Here is a 16,530-nt window from a genome sequence, read left to right as displayed (position 1 = left end):
TTCTACGGGCCCCCGTGCTTTTGCTCTTCTGTATTGGGGAATTTATACATTCACTCCTTGGACTTGAGGTTCACGCTTCAACAAGGTTGAAATAAACACTACCGCGAGCAGGGCCACAATAATATAGAAAAACGAGAGACCAGGGAATAGATCGATAAAAACTCCAGATAGGAAAGGACCCGCAATACTTCCCAGGCTAAAAGACATTCCGCACATAATATTCCCAGCTGGAAGTAGTTCCCGTGGGAGCAGGTCCGTCATAAAAGATATTCCTAATGAAAATAGCGAGCCTACACAAAGTCCTCCTAGGGCAAATGTCGCAAACAACCAGGCAGTGGAGCTCTCAAAAAAGGCTGCAAATAAAAAGACAAACATCCCCCCTGCAACGACCGAAAGAATGACTTTTTTCCTGCCAATTCTATCACTTAATGCGCCAAGCGGTATTTGCGAAAATAAACTTGCCGCAGCAAAGGATGGAATAATAAAAGACAGTATATTTACATCGTGTCCAATTCTCATCCCATATACGGGGAAGATTCCATGAAGAGTGGCTTCAAGAAAACCATAGGCGAGCGGTGGTAGAAAAGCAACCCATCCTAGCTTCAATGCTTGTCTGAATCGACTTATAGAACTTGTGCTGTACACAGCGGCACCATCATTTTCAGGCATTTCATTACGTACAAACCACATGGTGCTCCAGACAATCAGGCTTAATAATGCGCTCAAAAGGAAAGGTACATATATACTGACTGACAGTAAGTTGGTCATCAAAGGACCTAACGTAAAACCTACACTAAAAAATAATCCGTAGTAAGCAATGCTTTTCCCGCGGGATTCATTAGCAGCAGTTGCAGTAATCCATGTTTGCGTTCCAAAATGAAGAATTTGATCACCTATACCGATAAGCATACGTAGAGCAAACCAAAACCATAAAGCTTGCCAAAAAGGAAACAATGCAAGGGAAACGAAAACGAGAGCTCCGCCAATTAAAATGAGTGGCTTATAGCCTATTTTCTGAAGCGGCTTTTCCATAAATGGCGATGATAGCAAAATTCCTATGTATAGTCCTGTAGCATGAAGACCGTTTATAGAGGAAGATACTCCATTTTTCTCAAGGATCACGGCCAACAATGGAAGCAGCATCCCTTGAGAAAAGCCGGAAATTGTTACAAGTCCAATTAGAATCCAAAACCTCGTTCGTATCGAAACCACAGCTTCCACCCTCCTTATCACTTTAAACATCCATATTATAGTAAACGAAATTGAACCCCACAGGCAAGGATATATAATCGGTATGTTATTTACTTGGTGAAAAAGGTTATTATATAGGTAAGAGAAAAAAATTGAAAGGGGAACGATACAATGGAATTTTATATTAAAGGAGAAGGGATTCGTACGTCCTTTGAGTATGGAGAGTTAGACATATCAGGTGATGAAGCGTACGGTTTTCGTCCATACCAATTAATGACATCATCAATCGCTGGCTGCAGTTTAAGTGTCTATAGGAAAATCCTTGATAAACAGAGGATCGACTATGAGGATATTATTGTGCGAGCGGATGTGGAACGAAATGCAGAAGAAGCAAATCGCATTGAAAAGATTAGTTTGCACTTTGTTGTCAAGGGCTACCGTTTAAACCAGGATAAGCTGCTGAAAAATTTAGATATATCCAGTAATAATTGTTCCATGGTTCAATCCGTTAAAGACAGTATAGAAATAGAAGAAACGCTTGAGTGTATTCAACTAAGCAGGTAAAATAAAGGAGCCTATCCTGAAACGAACAGGATGGAGCTCTTTTTTTGTTTATAGGCATCTGTTTTTCGAGTCTTTCCAAGCGTTTCACTTTTCTACATAGGGGTGTTAAAATGAAGGTTTTTCTCATTAAGATGTTTTTTTATATAGCTGGCTTAATTATTATCTCACTTGGAATTACCTTAACGATTAAGGCAGAACTTGGGGCAGGAGCATGGGATGCGATGAATGTTGGGTTAACAGAGACCATCGGATTAACTGTTGGTAACTGGGTGATTATTATCGGAGCGATTTTAATCGTTACGAATTCATTGATCGCAAAAGAACGACCAGACCTGTTAGCGGTAATTACCATTTTAGTGATCGGAAAAATGATCGATTTCTGGCTGATTACCGGCTTTAGACACGTGACGTTTACTGGATTTCTCACACAGTTCGCTGTCTTAATCACAGGTGTACTCGTGATTGCTATTGGTGTTTCCTTGTATTTACAGCCAAAATATTCACTAAATCCCATTGATGGCTTTATGGTGGCATTGCAGAAAAGATTTGGCTTTTCATTAACAACCGCAAAAACAATGACAGAGGCATTTGCATTGATTCTAGCCCTTGGATTAGGCGGCCCCATTGGCCTTGGCACAGTTATTATCCTTGTATTAATCGGACCAACGATTCAATTTTTTGATCCAAAGGCGAAGCGAGTCATGGAGAAAATGATTTCATAATGTAGAATAGTTCGGGACCAATTTTCACAAGCTATAGGAAAATGAAAGGTGGTCCATGCAGGATGAAATTTAAGTGGCTGGGACTTATCGTTCTTATTGGCTTTATCTCTTTGATTCCCACCCCCCTAGATACACAAGCTAAGGATAAGGAAAACGGTAAGAACTCAACTATACCAAACCATGTTCTAAACATTTCGAAAGATAATACGTATCCTAATTCAACCGATGATCAGGAAGTATTAGAGGCTGAAGAATTAACAGATGAGTTGATGGAAGAATCAGAATTGCGTATTACAAATCCGCAATTAATCGAAATTTTAAATGAAACAACGCTCAAGCCTTCCCCTTTTGCGTTAGGTTACCGGGCTGAAATTTTCTTAGGAAGATGGCCTTTAGCCTACGAGTCAAAAGAATCAAACATTAATTGGGAGTATCAAGAGATTAATGTGAATGAACTAGACAATCACGGTGGCAATCAGCCTGAGAAAATGAGCTATGAGCAAAAGGAAGAAAAGCATATTAAAGGTGGATTGACATCAAAAATCAGCCATAGTGAGCAAATGATGAAGCTCATTTTATTGGAAGCCCAGAAAAACACGAAGCTTCCGTTGTCTTTTCATACAGTAATTGGAGCCGGTACAAAGCAGAAGAATACTTACTCTGTACCAGTAAATAAAACAGGGATTCTCCATGCTTACGCCCCTGCTATTAACGAAAAAGGTGAAGTGGCCTTTGGCGACGTTTATATAAAGCTGAAAGGCTCGAAGAAGAGTTTGGAAGTAAAAAACGTCACAAGACAAGGAATTGGGGCCTGGATCCCAATTCAAGATCATGTCGGCTTTTCATTTGAACTAAAGTAATAAGTTTTACTCCTCTTTAGTGGTATAAGACTGCACTTGAACGCGCTGTTCCGCCATGGCAATGTTATGATCGTACATTGTCTCGGCTATGATACGGCGCGTTTCTTTCGATGCCGTCCAGTAAACAAGGTCTTCAACAACACCTGTTATTGTATATTGATAACCATGATAGTGATCGTTTAATGAAGTCATCCCATACACCTGGAAGGGCTCGATCGTTTTTCTAGTGAGATCTCTTTTTAGGTATATGGCCAGCTCTTCATTTAAGCGTTCACAGGTTTTCTCTAACGCATTAAAAACTGTTCTTGGGTCTTCACGAAAATTTGTCGTGACATTCTCGATTACACGCATATATTCGAAGTTATAATTTTCTATCGTATGGATTTGTCCATTGCTTATCGTTAACAGCTTTCCACTCCATTCCCTAATTTTGAGAAAACGAAGCCCGATATCTTCAACGGTACCGTGATGCATGTTGTTTAGTGTGATATAGTCGCCTTTATGCAGTTGTTCCTCGTATAAGAGGAAAAGTCCTGCAAAGAAGTCCTTTATCAAGCTTTGAGCACCAAAGCCAATAATAACCCCAATAATTCCAGCACCGGCAAGGATTCTCCCAATGTCAACTCCAAGTTGCGATAATACAACGATGATAAAACTAATCAAGGCGATATAACTAATAATCGAATTGATCATTGCTTCAAGCGTCTGCTCTTTCCGTTCTTCAATAAAGGAAGTACGCGAAAAGAACGAGCGAATGACTTTTCGGATAATAATCACAGCAATAAATAGGATGATGGCACAGACAATAATGGTAATGGTTGTGCTATTTGTGATGAGTTCCAAAATATTAGTTCCGAATAGTTCCACTTGAATTACCTCCTCTACGTCTGAACACTTACTATTCTAAACTGTATTATAGCATGCTTAGCCAATAGATCATGGTTAGACACATGATACGCTTTGTACTATGATAGGCAAGGCAGTCTTAAACCAAACATGAACATGGAAGGAGTTCAGTGAAATGTCACAACAAGAGAAATTGAGTGATCTTAAAGGACGCTTATCTGCCTTTATGAATCGTGTCGATAAGATGGATCCAGAAGAAACATCGATAGAGGATATTGATCAGCTTATTAAAATGCTTGAAGAGCTTGAGCAAAAGATCTAATCATATTTATGCCAAGTGGTCGTATATCAAATTTTTTTAGTGAAACGGATATGGACTGGTTCCAAAAGCCGATGCTCTCATCAAAAGATGAGGGTTGATTTTTTGTTTCCATTGCTTTATTATGATAAATCGTTAATGTAAGAAAGAGAAAGAAAACAGCATAGAGAGGAGCGATCATGATGGCATTAGCTGTTATTGTATCTGTACTCGCTCTAACCATCTTAAGTTTAGTTCGAGTCAATGTGATCATCGCCATTCTTGCAGCGGGTCTTATAGCTGGATTAATGAATGGTGAATCTTTAGTTAGTTCTTTAGAAGTACTTGTAAGCGGTATGGGGGACCAGGCAGGCGTGGCTTTAAGCTATATTCTGCTTGGAGCATTTGCTGTAGCTATCAGCTACTCAGGAATTACCAGCATGTTAGTCGGCTATTTGCTGCGTGTACTTAAGGACATGCGCACGTTTACAGTATTGGTTATTGCAGGAATAGCAAGTTTATCACAAAATGTTATCCCTGTTCATATTGCTTTTATTCCTATATTAATACCGCCTTTACTCCATATGTTTGATCGTATGCAGATTGACCGGCGAGCGGTTGCTACTGCCCTTACATTTGGGCTTAAAGCTCCGTACATTATGATTCCGATTGGTTTTGGTTATATTTTTCACCAAACAATTCAACAGGCAATGGAATCAAATGGAGTGTCCATCACCATTAATACGATCGCCAAATCCTTGTTCATCCCTGGTTTAGGAATGGTTGTTGGTTTGTTATTTGCTGTATTTATTACGTATCGTAAAAACAAAAGACCATTACCAACGGAGGAACATGAAGAGAAAACCGACCAGCTCTTGCAAAAATTCACAGCCGAACGTTTTAGCAGGAAACATGGTTTGACCCTTGTTGCCATTATTGTAACTTTATTTATTCAAGCCTACTGGAAAGACCTTGTCCTGGCGGCGCTAGCTGGATTAACACTGATGTTTATTTTTAAGGTGGTACCGTTTAGAAAAGGTGATCGTGTCGTTACAGAGGGGATCGCCATGATGGGAACCATTGCTTTTGTTATGCTTGTAGCAGCGGGCTACGCCAATGTATTAACTCAAACCGAGTCAGTTTCTGCACTGGTCGATGCAAGTTCAAATTACTTAGGGGATAATAAAGCGTTGATCGCCTTTGTCTTATTACTTGTCGGTCTGGTCGTGACAATTGGAATTGGTTCTTCTTTTGCAACTGTACCTATTCTTGCAGCTTTATTTGTACCTATTTGCATTAGCGCAGGCTTTTCAACAATGGCCATAGCTGCCTTAATTGGAACCGCTGGTGCACTTGGTGATGCAGGTTCACCTGCTTCAGACAGCACACTTGGGCCAACATCAGGGTTAAATGCAGATGGTAAGCACAATCACATATGGGATACGTGTGTGCCAACCTTTCTTCATTTTAATATTCCGTTATTTATTTTTGGATGGGTTGCTTCATTGGTGCTTTAATTTAGCTAAGTTAATGGGGATGATTTCCAATCGGTTTTTATCAATAATTGTTCATGACTTTCACATACTAAGGAAAAAGTGAGTGATCGTTATGCCGCGACGACTATTTACCTTGTTTATAGCTTTTACATTACTTACGATGCCGATAACTACAGTTTTTGCTGAAGGCTGGGGTTATAAAAAGAGTAAGGATGGAAAGATTCCTGAAGTAGGAAGTTATGGTCCATTAATTGAGAAGTATGATGGTTTTTACGTTGATCATTCAGATGAAAAAATGATCTATTTAACCTTTGATAACGGGTACGAACAAGGGCATACAGCGAAAGTGCTCGACATATTAAAGGAGCAACAAGTTCCTGCTGCATTTTTCGTAACAGGTCACTATATCAATAGTGCCCCAGAGTTGGTGCAAAGAATGGCTAACGAAGGCCATATTATTGGGAACCATTCCTGGAGCCATCCGGATTTTACCGAGTTATCTAAACAAGAAATGAAGAAGGAACTCTCTAAGGTGGAGGAGGCTGTTCAGGAATTGACAGATCAAGACACGATGACATATGTGCGCCCGCCAAAAGGTAAGTTTAATGAGCAAACATTAAAGTGGGCGAGAGAGCTAGGCTATATTCACGCCTTTTGGTCGATTGCATTTGTAGATTGGGAAACAGACAAACAAAAAGGCTGGGAATATGCTTATCAAAGTATACTAGGTCAAATCCACCCGGGAGCAGTTGTATTATTACACACGGTTTCAAAAGATAACGCAGATGCATTAAACGAGTTGATCGTGCAATTGCGAAAGAGAGGGTATCACTTTGGAAGCTTAAACGACTTAATGATGAAAAAACTTTTGCCATTTCCCATCACTGGTCTATAGTTTCTGTTAGAATGACTTGACTTATTATTAGTCGGGTCATTTTTTCATTTCATTGGTTTAAAAGGATAATACGGGACTAAAGTCGAATTGAGTATAGAAGGTCTTAAGGATATTCAGTTTTTCGTAGTCATACATACTTAGTAAGAACTAATCAAAGCGTTTAGCCTTTTATCTTTTGAGGAGGATCAATATGTGGAAAATAGAAGTTGAAGCAGTTAGTACATATGATTTTGATTATACATTAGCGAGATGGTCTATGGACCCGTTAACATCTTTGAATAGAAAAGAAAGATGGGTGAATGTACCTGTTAAATTAGGTGATCGGCCATATGTAGTCCGTGTGATCGGTCATGGAACAGTCGAAAGTCCTGTGTTTGAAATCCGAGGGGAGAGTGAAGAGAACAAGGAGGAATTAATCGAACACATTTATAAATTATTTCGGTGGGATCGTGATTTGGACGAGATACATAGGCACTTTTTAAATACAAGCCTAAAAAGCTTATTTAATAACTATCCTGGGACCCCTATTGTAAAAGATTTTCACTTATATGATTGTTTAATGAAGGTGATTATCCATCAGCAATTAAATATCAAGTTTGCCCATATACTAACAAAAAGGTTCGTTGAGCAATTTGGGTTTCAAAGGGACGGTGTATGGTTTTATCCACAGCCAGAAGTCATTGCTGAATTAGATTATAACCAGCTAAGAGAATTGCAGTTTAGTCAAAGAAAAGCGGAATATGTTATAGATACGTCACGCCTAATTACCAGGGGAGAGTTAGATTTGCAGGGCCTAGCTGAACAGTCGAACGAGGAGGTAATGAAAAAACTTGTAAAAATTCGAGGCATTGGCCCATGGACGGCAGAAAATTGGTTGATGTTCGGGGTTGGGAGAGAAGATTTATTTCCTAGGGCTGATATAGGTATTCAAAACGCATTAAAACGTTATTTTGAGCTTGATAATAAGCCTGATTACGAACAAATGGATCAACAAAGTGTGGGCTGGGAACCTCTTAGAAGCTATGCTTCACTAACACTTTGGCGAAGTATTGAAGGATAAAAGTATCAGTTGAGGTCATATTTTAGCGCAACAACTCGTATGATGTTAAAAAGTTACCTGTCCTTATTTTTTCACATGGAAATTGAATGATGATATTCAAAATTTTACATTAATGCGTTATAATTAAACCCATGTTGGAAAATATGGATGGTAAAGGAAAGAGGTCTTAATATTGGTGACTAGAGAGAGGTATTCTGACCATGTTCATAGCGGAGAAATGTTGGACATTCTAGAAGCAAGTGGTACTCCGGCATGTCTGATTAATGTCCATTACCAGACTGTTGCATTAAATGATGAAATGCGTAAAGCGTTGCAGCTTGACCAAACTCACTTTTCTTTATGTGAATGGTTTTCTTTGTTCCGCAGTTCAAATCGTCCGGACATCCATCAAATGATTTATCAGTCTTCTCAAACGGAAGAGGTAGATTTTTCAGTTGATATGAGAGTTGCAAATGAGTATCGTATCTTTATTTGCAAGATCTTCCATTTGAAAAACGACCAAAGAGCACTAATCTTTCCTAATTCACAAGTACATGCAGGTAACTCTTCCTCATTACAAGGCGATGAAGAGCTATTACAAAAAGATACTGATTTATCCGCCCACATGACAGAACTCCCGTCAAATATAGCTTTTCATCAAACAATTCTTACCGACCAGCTGGCGACTAATCAAGTTTCGCCTGAAAAAGAGTTATTTTCTCAAGTGGCCGATCACTTTCCACACGGATTAGCTATGGTGAATAACAATTGGGAACTGATCTATGCGAACGATAAAATGGAGAAATTAACCGGGCTTTCCTATCATATGAACCTGAATAAGAAGTTGTGGGATGTAGTTTCCGCAGATGATCATTCTGACTTTTTTCAACATTGCTTAAGGGCAATGGATACTCAGGAAACCGTAGAATTGGAAGGTGACCTAAATAAATATGACCTTACAGTAAAATTGACTATTCTACCTACTACGCAGGGCCTTACGATAATTGGACAAGATATTACATTGTATAAACAGCAGCTTCTAGCCCTACAAGCATCAGAGAAACGGTTCTCTATATTGGCAAATAATATTAATGATGTATTCTGGATATGTGACACTGAATTTCAAAAAATTCATTATGTTAGTCCAGCTTTTAACGAGATGTTCGGCATGAAAAGAAGAGAAATACTTGCTAGTTGGTCTTCTTTAGAAAACATTGTTCATATGAACGATTATAACAAGATCCTTAGCGCTTTCTCAGTGATGAAACAACAAAAGCACCAGGTAGAATATCGAATAACAACGACTTCAGGGGAAGAAAAGTGGATTCGAACCCAAGGCTTTCCTATTATAAGTGAGGGGAACGAATATATTATTGGAACCCATCAGGATATAACAAAATATAAAGAAATGGGGCAACTGAAGGAGAAATCACAGCAGTTATCTACGATCACTCAAATGGCTGCAGGTGTGGCTCATGAAATCAAGAATCCACTTACGGCAATTAAAGGGTTTTTACAGATAGGTGCTGTCAATCCAGATTTGCGTGATAATTATTATGAGATCATATTGGATGAAGTGAATCGTATTGAATCGATAGTCCAGGATTTCATGATGCTGTCTAAACCGAAGTCTTCCATCCAATTAGAGAAGATTGACATTGAAGAGGTAGTATCCTATGTTCTTAGGTTACTGGACCCAGAGGCAACGGGAAAAAATGTCGATTTATCCTTTACATGTGATATTGTGGAGAAATCTTTCGAGTCAGAGCCTAAAAGGTTAAAACAGATATTATTGAATCTAGCAAGTAATGCTATTGATGCGACAGAGGAAGATGGAGATATACGGGTTGCTGCTTATAATAAAGGCGATGAACTTGTCCTATCAGTTAAGGATGATGGGCAGGGGCTGAGTGATCAACAGCTAGCAAAGTTAGGTGAGCCGTTTTTTACCACGAAGGAAAAAGGAACAGGCCTTGGTGTGATGGTGACAAAGAAAATGGTGACTGATTTAAATGGAACCATTGCATACCAGAGTGAACTTGGTAAAGGTACATGTGTCACGGTTTGCCTGCCATATTAACTCTAGGGAGTGAAGATCCGTTGTGATACTCGTAACGGATCTTCTTCATTATGGACATTTTGATAATTCCTCTTACTTATATTGATGGTTTGACCACACCCATGAAATATCCAGAAAATATTACACATTTCCCGGGAAATATACAGTACTGTCGAATTGTACCCATTCATCAATAAATGAATTGTAATTATGAGAAAAATGAGTTAACAAACGCTTACATGAAAAAACTGCATTTTTTTAAATCAAAGCTGTTTACAAACTACTTAAAGCCCTCTATAATCCCGATTGTACTAAAAAACATTCGTTGAAAATTAGACATCGTTATGTAAGGGGGGCTTTTAGATGCAGAAAAAAATACTTTCTTTTTTGCTCATGAACCTTGGGTCATTAGGAGTAGCAATAAATGTTCACTTTTTCCTTTCACCAAACGACTTGGCTACTGGTGGAGTCAGTGGATTATCCATTGTTTTAAATAAAGTATTTCCAGATCTATCTCTTGGGTTAATCATGATCCTGTTAAATATTGTACTGTTTATTGTTGGTTTTATCTTTTTAGGCTTTCAATTTGGCGCTAAAACCATTTACGCAAGTTTTGCATTATCCTTTATGGTGTGGGGTCTTGAGGCCTTCTTCCCGATGCAGCAGCCGTTAAGTGATGATTTGCTGATCCAGTTGATCATTGGACAAATTATAGCAGCTTCTGGCATGGCTATTGTCTTTCATCAAGGAGCCTCTACAGGTGGAACTGACATTTTTGCTATGATTCTTAATAAGTATTTTTCTATCGATGTAGGAAAGGGTGTACTATTCTCTGATATAGCAATAGCTGTTTCTTCCATTTTTATTTTCGGTCCCACTACCGGAATGTACGCATTCTTTGGGGTGATTTTGAATGGATTGGTGATTGATTATGCTCTGCAGCAGTTTGATAATAACAAAGAAATTGTGATTATCAGCAAGGAAACTGAACAAGTCCGAAACTTTATTGTTCATGGTTTGGGTCGTGGTGCCACGATTCATTATGCTAGAGGTGCTTTTAATCAAGAGGATAAAGAGGTCATTACTACCATTATGAACCGGAAAGATTTTACTAGACTAAAGAAGTATATGACAAGGATAGATGAGAGAGCATTCATAACTGTTCACTCTATGAATGAAATTTTGGGTCAAAACTTTAAACGTTTAGCATAATAGATGAAGAAAGCCGCTGAAAATCCTACTTTTTAGCGGCTTTCTTTATAGATAATAGGCCACATCGAAGGGGTATTATTGTTTTAATATTTTTGAAAATTTGATATACTTTATTTGAAAACAATTGAATAACCGCTCATATTTTGAGGAGGAATGGCAATGAATCAAGATCAATTAATCGCACCAGATCAATACAACATCGTTACGGAAATGGAAAGGTTTGCCCAAGAAACTGATCGTAAAGCGCTGCTATGGCTTAACGAATCAGGTGAGCGTGAAGAGATTACATACCAAACGTTGATAAAGAATGCAAATAAAATTGGAAACGCTTTCCTTGAGGGAGGTTTGAAAAAGGGAGATAAGGTTCTCGTTATGATACCAAGGCTGATTTCAGCCTATCAAGTGTATGTAGCAGCTTTGAAGATTGGAGTTGTCCTGATCCCTAGTTCTGAAATGCTGCGAGCTAAGGACTTGGCTTACCGTCTATCTCACGGAGAGGTAAGTGCTGTTGTCAGCCATCACCCTTTTACGGAACAGTTTGATGGCGTAAAGGAAATGGAGAATGTGAAGGCATTTACAAGTGGCGGTTCTAAAGAAGGTTGGTTGAGCTTGGACGATTTAATGGAGGAGCAGAATGATTCCCTTGAAGTGGCAGATACACATCGGGATGATATGGCCTTTCTCTCCTACACTTCTGGGACAACCGGGAATCCAAAGGGTGTCGTTCATACACACGGTTGGGGATTTGCTCATTTGAAGACCGCTGCGTATGAATGGTTAGCCATTAAAGATGGTGACACAGTGTGGGCAACAGCTGGTCCAGGGTGGCAAAAGTGGGTATGGAGCCCGTTTCTCTCTGTTTTAGGAACAGGGGCGAGAGGACTGGTGTATCAAGGTAAATTTGATCCTAACACATATTTAAGCATGCTCGACCAACACGATGTTAACGTTTTGTGCTGTACGCCGACAGAATACCGGTTAATGGCGAAGGTAAATAATCTAGATGAGTACAGCCTCAAGTATTTGCATAGTGCTGTTTCAGCAGGTGAACCTTTGAATAGAGAAGTCATTGATACGTTTCAAGATCACTTTAATATCACTGTTCGAGACGGTTATGGTCAAACAGAAAATACACTTCTTGTCGGTATTATGAAGGATATGGAAGTCCGTCCTGGTTCAATGGGGCGTCCTACTCCAGGGAACCTCGTTGACATTATTGATGAGGTGGGGCAACCAGTTGAAGCTGGTCAAGTAGGAGATATAGCTGTTCATCTAAATACTCCTGCTTTATTTAAAGAATATTATAAAGACGCAGAACGTACGAAAATAGCACAAAGAGGAAATTATTATGTTACAGGTGACCAGGCAAGGAAAGATAAGGATGGGTATTTTTGGTTTGAAGGGCGAAGTGATGATATTATTATTAGTTCTGGATATACCATTGGTCCGTTTGAGGTGGAAGATGCACTTGTTAAGCACACCGCTGTCCAAGAATGTGCTGTCGTCGCAAGCCCCGATGAAGTTCGCGGTAACATCGTGAAGGCATTTATTATTTTACAAGACGGTTATGAAGGGACAGAGTCGCTCATTAAAGATCTCCAAGACCATGTCAAACAATTAACAGCCCCCTATAAGTATCCGAGAAAAATCGAATTTGTTGAAGAACTGCCAAAAACGACTTCTGGCAAAATTAGACGAATTGAACTTAGAAAGCAGGAACAACCCAATTGATTCGTACCTGCGGTGTTATAGGATACAAGGGAACTAGCTGAGCTTATGGAAACGTTAGGCTATACTGCATCTTAAATAGAGATGAAGAGCCGTTTGACGTCAATTGGGAATTTATTATTGGAGTACACAGAGCATCGGCACGTCCTCAAGGAGCAAAGTCCATTGTACTAAACAGCGGGAATCGTGGTGAAAGAAACAATGCCCATCAAGTCTATCATCACTGGGGTTCTCAGGGGAAGCCACAGAATCTTATAAGACAATATCTTAAACAAGTCAAAGGCCTGGGATGGAATATTCTCAGGCTTTTTTTTAGATTGCTCATTTATACAATATGGGTAGTTTTCAACTTTTTGTAAAAAAGTTTTTTTATATGAAACGAATAAAGCAGATGGATCGTATATAGGGTACATATAATCTTAAAGACTATATTCCACAAAATGTAAAGGGCTTTTGTAATAGGATGAGGAAGATTGAGGTGAATTATGGGAAAGAAAAAGATTTACTTTATTATAGGAATCGTCCTTATTGGATTATCTATTGTGTACGTAAACAATACATACTTTTTTAACCCGCTATCCTTTGATCAAGATAAAGTGACACCTCATGATTGGAGTGACTATGAGAGGCCTTTGAAAATTAAGTTGTATAACTATGAAGGCAAGGATGAAGCCTTCACAATAAAGAAGGAGTCAGAGATCCGCCAGTTTTTAGCAGCTTTAAAAAGCAGCGCGGCTGTAGAAGAACCAAATAGCCGATCAACGGTCATTGGTGGGCTTACTTTATCAACTGAGAATGCGATACTGCTTAAAGTATTGTTCTACAAAAATCATTGGGAGGTCTTAAAGCATGGGGCTCCCCCTTTTAAGATGACCCGTTCACTGAGAGAACTCTTTCAAAAGTACTAGCCAGACCTCTTTAATTTGAGTCTGGCTGTTTTTTTGTTCACGAATCGTTTTAAAATTTGATATACTTGTTCATGTTAAGCCATCATTACGGTTGTTTTCTCAGTGAGGTGAAATAGAATGAGTAAAATGTTTACCCATACTTTCAACACAATTGTGGGTTTGATTATTATTATTGAAGGCGGAGTGTATATATTTACAAACAATAAGGACGGGGATGTTCATGTTCGGAGTATCCTGATGACAATTCTTCTGTTATTGGCTTGGGGCATGTCTTATCGCAAACAATTGACGAGCGAGAATCGAAATAATTGGCTTATTGTAACGATGATTATTATGATTCCTGTGATACTCCCTTGGCTTTTCTTTATTTGAATTGGTCTACAGTAGCCAAATATATAAGCCTGTTGAAGCAAAAATCACGCTAGAACTCAAATAAAGGTAGCCAAAAAAACGGTGTTTGTGCTCATCACTGTTAGATTCAGCAGTGCCAGCAAACACAAGAAATGAGATAATTAAAATGAGCAGGACAATCTCTACATCTTTCCATGCAGATGATTTAAACAGTAACCAGCAAGCGATTGGCATGGCAGTATAAGAAGGTATGTAAAGCGGATCAATAAATCCATCCCAATTTTTTAATTTTTTCAGCATTAAGAAAACCACCTATTTGTTTTAGTAGATCAGAATAATAAACCACTGATGGTGTCAGACTAAGTAGGTATTCGGGCTAAAGCGTAACTCTAGAGGGGTTACGCTTTTTGTGCTTTTTTTAATCATTAAACAATAGCCAAAGGATGTCAAATAAAAATGGGTGTTGTCGAAAATGGTTGTTAATCTTTTTGCCAATAGGGTATAACTATATTACTGAACTCATTTGTCGAATGTTATGCTATTTGTTATTCTACTCATTGCAATGTTTAACGTGTTGTCCCCTCAACGACCTCTCCAAGTGTTTGCCTCCTAAATAACGACAAAACCTTTACTGGTTATTGTCAGATGGAAGGAAGATGTATATTGAATACGAAAATGATTGATTGGCCTACGTTTATTGGGGCGCTTATATTACTCTTAGCCGTTACGGTGCCCCTTGTTTTATTTCCAGAGGCCGGAAAGGGATTTGTTAGTCAAGCAAATACGTTCATGACGGGTAACTTTGGTGCTTTATACATGATCATGGGTCTTATTATTTTTGCTTTCCTAATATTTGTAGCTTTTAGTAAAAATGGGCGAATTAAACTTGGTGATGAAGGAGAAAAGCCTGAATTTGGTACATTCTCCTGGGCTGCTATGCTGTTTGCAGCAGGAATTGGATCAAGTATTTTATATTGGGCCGTCATCGAGTGGGCTTATTACTATCAAGGTCCTCCATTTGGTATAACACCTGAGTCAAAGGAAGCAATTCAATGGGCTACCGCATATGGTATCTTTCACTGGGGTCCTATAGCCTGGGCTATTTATACATTACCAGCGCTCCCTATTGCCTATTTCTATTATGTTAGAAAAAAACCTGTACTTAAGGTAAGTGAAGCGGTACGTCCGGTTTTGGGGAAAACTGTGGACGGTCCGATTGGTAATATTATTGATGTTCTCTTTATGTTCGGATTGTTAGGCGGGGCAGGGACAACCTTGGCCCTTGGAGCACCGATGATTGCTCATGGGATCAGTGATTTAACAGGTTTAGATGTAACCTTAGGACTTCAAGCTGGAATTATGCTTTTGTGCACAGTTATCTTTGCAATTAGTTCTTATTCAGGACTAAGGCGCGGAATAAAGGTACTGAGTGATATAAATATATGGCTGGCCTTATTCCTCCTTGCCTTTATTTTCATTTTGGGACCTACCCGTTTTATTATGGAAACGACCTTTAATTCCCTAGGGATTTTATTAGACAACTTTTTTAAAATGGCAACTTGGATGGAGCCTTTTGGAAACTTGGCACAATTTGAAGCAACACAATTTCCAGAATCATGGACAATATTCTATTGGGCATGGTGGCTTGTATATGCACCGTTTGTCGGCTTGTTTGTAGCCCGTATTTCTAGGGGACGAACCATTCGGCAAATGATTCTAGGGACAATGATTTACGGTACCATTGGCTGTATTCTTTTCTTCGGAATTATGGGGAACTTTGGTTTGTACATGCAGCTCACAGGTCAATTTGACGTCGTTAGCTTTATGAATGCGAATGGAGCACCCGCTACAATTATCGAGATCATCAATCAGCTTCCACTAGCGAAGTTTATGGTGCTTGTATTTACGATCCTCGCGATTATCTTTTTAGCGACAACATTCGACTCCTCTTCTTATATTTTAGCATCTGTTGTTCAGAAGAGCGTCGAAGGGGAACCGCTTCGATGGAACCGTCTGTTTTGGGCTTTTGCCTTAAGCATCATGCCGATGGTTCTCATGTTCTTAGGGGGATTAGACACGTTGCAAACCGCTAGTATTGTTGGAGGGTTCCCACTGATCTTTATTATGTTCTTACTAGCATGGTCGTTTATAAAAGCGTCCAACACAGATATTAGAGCATCTGATGATTATGAACCCCCAACCATCCATATTAAGCGATGGAAGAAAAAGAGTAAAAAGCGGTCTGCCCTTGAAGTTATGCAAGAGAAAGATCGCGATGATAAGTAGTATTCAAGCAGACTTACTGAAGAAAGCCAGTAAGTCTGTTTTATTATGGATGTGCAGGGAAAATGAATAGTAATG

16 protein-coding genes are annotated in these 16,530 nt (G+C 39.1%); 13 read left to right on the top strand and 3 right to left on the bottom strand.

All coding sequences use genetic code 11. The features are described from left to right. Positions 1-42 precede the first annotated feature (42 nt). Entirely contained in the window at positions 43-1,212 is a 1,170-nt protein-coding gene (locus MUO15_RS08145; RefSeq protein WP_245035049.1) for an MFS transporter, read from the bottom strand. Between the two features lie 150 nt (positions 1,213-1,362). On the opposite strand from MUO15_RS08145, the gene MUO15_RS08140 reads away from it, so the two are divergent. The 3 genes from MUO15_RS08140 to MUO15_RS08130 all read left to right on the top strand — a co-directional run bounded on the left by MUO15_RS08140 (position 1,363) and on the right by MUO15_RS08130 (position 3,337). Further along, complete coding sequence (locus MUO15_RS08140; RefSeq protein ID WP_245035048.1) at positions 1,363-1,755, top strand: OsmC family protein; 393 nt, start codon at positions 1,363-1,365, stop codon at positions 1,753-1,755. Between the two features lie 110 nt (positions 1,756-1,865). Further along, positions 1,866-2,477, top strand: a complete 612-nt coding sequence (locus MUO15_RS08135) for a YczE/YyaS/YitT family protein (RefSeq protein WP_245035047.1) — start codon at positions 1,866-1,868, stop codon at positions 2,475-2,477. A gap of 62 nt (positions 2,478-2,539) precedes the next feature. After that, positions 2,540-3,337 carry a YfkD famly protein gene (locus MUO15_RS08130; protein WP_245035046.1) on the top strand — a complete coding sequence of 266 codons (798 nt, stop codon included), beginning with the start codon at positions 2,540-2,542 and terminating at the stop codon, positions 3,335-3,337. A gap of 6 nt (positions 3,338-3,343) precedes the next feature. Here the strand turns inward: MUO15_RS08130 and MUO15_RS08125 are convergent, their stop codons facing one another. Continuing rightward, positions 3,344-4,204, bottom strand: coding sequence for a mechanosensitive ion channel family protein (locus MUO15_RS08125; protein ID WP_245035045.1), 861 nt, complete (start codon positions 4,202-4,204; stop codon positions 3,344-3,346). 154 nt (positions 4,205-4,358) lie between these two features. Between MUO15_RS08125 and MUO15_RS08120 the strand changes: the two genes are divergently transcribed. The 9 genes from MUO15_RS08120 to MUO15_RS08080 all read left to right on the top strand — a co-directional run bounded on the left by MUO15_RS08120 (position 4,359) and on the right by MUO15_RS08080 (position 14,190). Further along, positions 4,359-4,505, top strand: coding sequence for an SE1561 family protein (locus MUO15_RS08120; RefSeq protein WP_245035043.1), 147 nt, complete (start codon positions 4,359-4,361; stop codon positions 4,503-4,505). Between the two features lie 179 nt (positions 4,506-4,684). After that, complete coding sequence (locus MUO15_RS08115) at positions 4,685-5,998, top strand: Na+/H+ antiporter family protein (protein ID WP_245035912.1); 1,314 nt, start codon at positions 4,685-4,687, stop codon at positions 5,996-5,998. A gap of 91 nt (positions 5,999-6,089) precedes the next feature. Continuing rightward, positions 6,090-6,872: a delta-lactam-biosynthetic de-N-acetylase gene (gene pdaA / locus MUO15_RS08110; RefSeq protein ID WP_245035042.1), complete on the top strand. Its 783-nt coding sequence runs from the start codon at positions 6,090-6,092 to the stop codon at positions 6,870-6,872. Between the two features lie 190 nt (positions 6,873-7,062). Further along, positions 7,063-7,932, top strand: a complete 870-nt coding sequence (locus tag MUO15_RS08105) for a DNA-3-methyladenine glycosylase family protein (RefSeq protein ID WP_245035041.1) — start codon at positions 7,063-7,065, stop codon at positions 7,930-7,932. A 175-nt stretch (positions 7,933-8,107) separates the two neighbouring features. After that, positions 8,108-9,991: an ATP-binding protein gene (locus tag MUO15_RS08100; protein WP_245035910.1), complete on the top strand. Its 1,884-nt coding sequence runs from the start codon at positions 8,108-8,110 to the stop codon at positions 9,989-9,991. A 342-nt stretch (positions 9,992-10,333) separates the two neighbouring features. After that, positions 10,334-11,182, top strand: coding sequence for a YitT family protein (locus MUO15_RS08095; RefSeq protein ID WP_245035039.1), 849 nt, complete (start codon positions 10,334-10,336; stop codon positions 11,180-11,182). Positions 11,183-11,341: 159 nt separating this feature from the next. After that, positions 11,342-12,913, top strand: coding sequence for an acyl-CoA synthetase MbcS (gene mbcS, locus MUO15_RS08090; protein WP_245035038.1), 1,572 nt, complete (start codon positions 11,342-11,344; stop codon positions 12,911-12,913). Between the two features lie 482 nt (positions 12,914-13,395). Beyond that, positions 13,396-13,818, top strand: a complete 423-nt coding sequence (locus MUO15_RS08085) for a hypothetical protein (protein ID WP_245035037.1) — start codon at positions 13,396-13,398, stop codon at positions 13,816-13,818. Between the two features lie 117 nt (positions 13,819-13,935). After that, positions 13,936-14,190, top strand: coding sequence for a hypothetical protein (locus MUO15_RS08080; RefSeq protein ID WP_245035036.1), 255 nt, complete (start codon positions 13,936-13,938; stop codon positions 14,188-14,190). A 6-nt stretch (positions 14,191-14,196) separates the two neighbouring features. On the opposite strand, the gene MUO15_RS08075 is transcribed toward MUO15_RS08080, so the two are convergent. Beyond that, complete coding sequence (locus MUO15_RS08075; protein ID WP_245035035.1) at positions 14,197-14,469, bottom strand: hypothetical protein; 273 nt, start codon at positions 14,467-14,469, stop codon at positions 14,197-14,199. Positions 14,470-14,832: 363 nt separating this feature from the next. Here MUO15_RS08075 and MUO15_RS08070 point away from each other — a divergent pair, with 363 nt between their 5' ends. Beyond that, entirely contained in the window at positions 14,833-16,455 is a 1,623-nt protein-coding gene (locus tag MUO15_RS08070) for a BCCT family transporter (RefSeq protein ID WP_245035034.1), read from the top strand. Positions 16,456-16,530 lie beyond the last annotated feature (75 nt).

The sequence above is a fragment of the Halobacillus amylolyticus genome (assembly GCF_022921115.1).
Lineage (GTDB): Bacteria > Bacillota > Bacilli > Bacillales > Halobacillaceae > Halobacillus_A > Halobacillus_A amylolyticus.
This window is presented reverse-complemented; position numbering and strand designations above follow the sequence as displayed.

Excerpts from the sequence above, each read along its gene's own strand:
- MUO15_RS08140 (WP_245035048.1), top strand. The coding sequence starts at position 1,363 with ATGGAATTTTATATTAAAGGAGAAGGGATTCGTACGTCCTTTGAGTAT.
- MUO15_RS08135 (WP_245035047.1), top strand. The coding sequence starts at position 1,866 with ATGAAGGTTTTTCTCATTAAGATGTTTTTTTATATAGCTGGCTTAATT.
- MUO15_RS08130 (WP_245035046.1), top strand. The coding sequence starts at position 2,540 with ATGAAATTTAAGTGGCTGGGACTTATCGTTCTTATTGGCTTTATCTCT.
- MUO15_RS08120 (WP_245035043.1), top strand. The coding sequence starts at position 4,359 with ATGTCACAACAAGAGAAATTGAGTGATCTTAAAGGACGCTTATCTGCC.
- MUO15_RS08115 (WP_245035912.1), top strand. The coding sequence starts at position 4,685 with ATGGCATTAGCTGTTATTGTATCTGTACTCGCTCTAACCATCTTAAGT.
- pdaA (WP_245035042.1), top strand. The coding sequence starts at position 6,090 with ATGCCGCGACGACTATTTACCTTGTTTATAGCTTTTACATTACTTACG.
- MUO15_RS08105 (WP_245035041.1), top strand. The coding sequence starts at position 7,063 with ATGTGGAAAATAGAAGTTGAAGCAGTTAGTACATATGATTTTGATTAT.
- MUO15_RS08095 (WP_245035039.1), top strand. The coding sequence starts at position 10,334 with ATGCAGAAAAAAATACTTTCTTTTTTGCTCATGAACCTTGGGTCATTA.
- mbcS (WP_245035038.1), top strand. The coding sequence starts at position 11,342 with ATGAATCAAGATCAATTAATCGCACCAGATCAATACAACATCGTTACG.
- MUO15_RS08085 (WP_245035037.1), top strand. The coding sequence starts at position 13,396 with ATGGGAAAGAAAAAGATTTACTTTATTATAGGAATCGTCCTTATTGGA.
- MUO15_RS08080 (WP_245035036.1), top strand. The coding sequence starts at position 13,936 with ATGAGTAAAATGTTTACCCATACTTTCAACACAATTGTGGGTTTGATT.
- MUO15_RS08075 (WP_245035035.1), bottom strand. The coding sequence starts at position 14,469 with ATGCTGAAAAAATTAAAAAATTGGGATGGATTTATTGATCCGCTTTAC.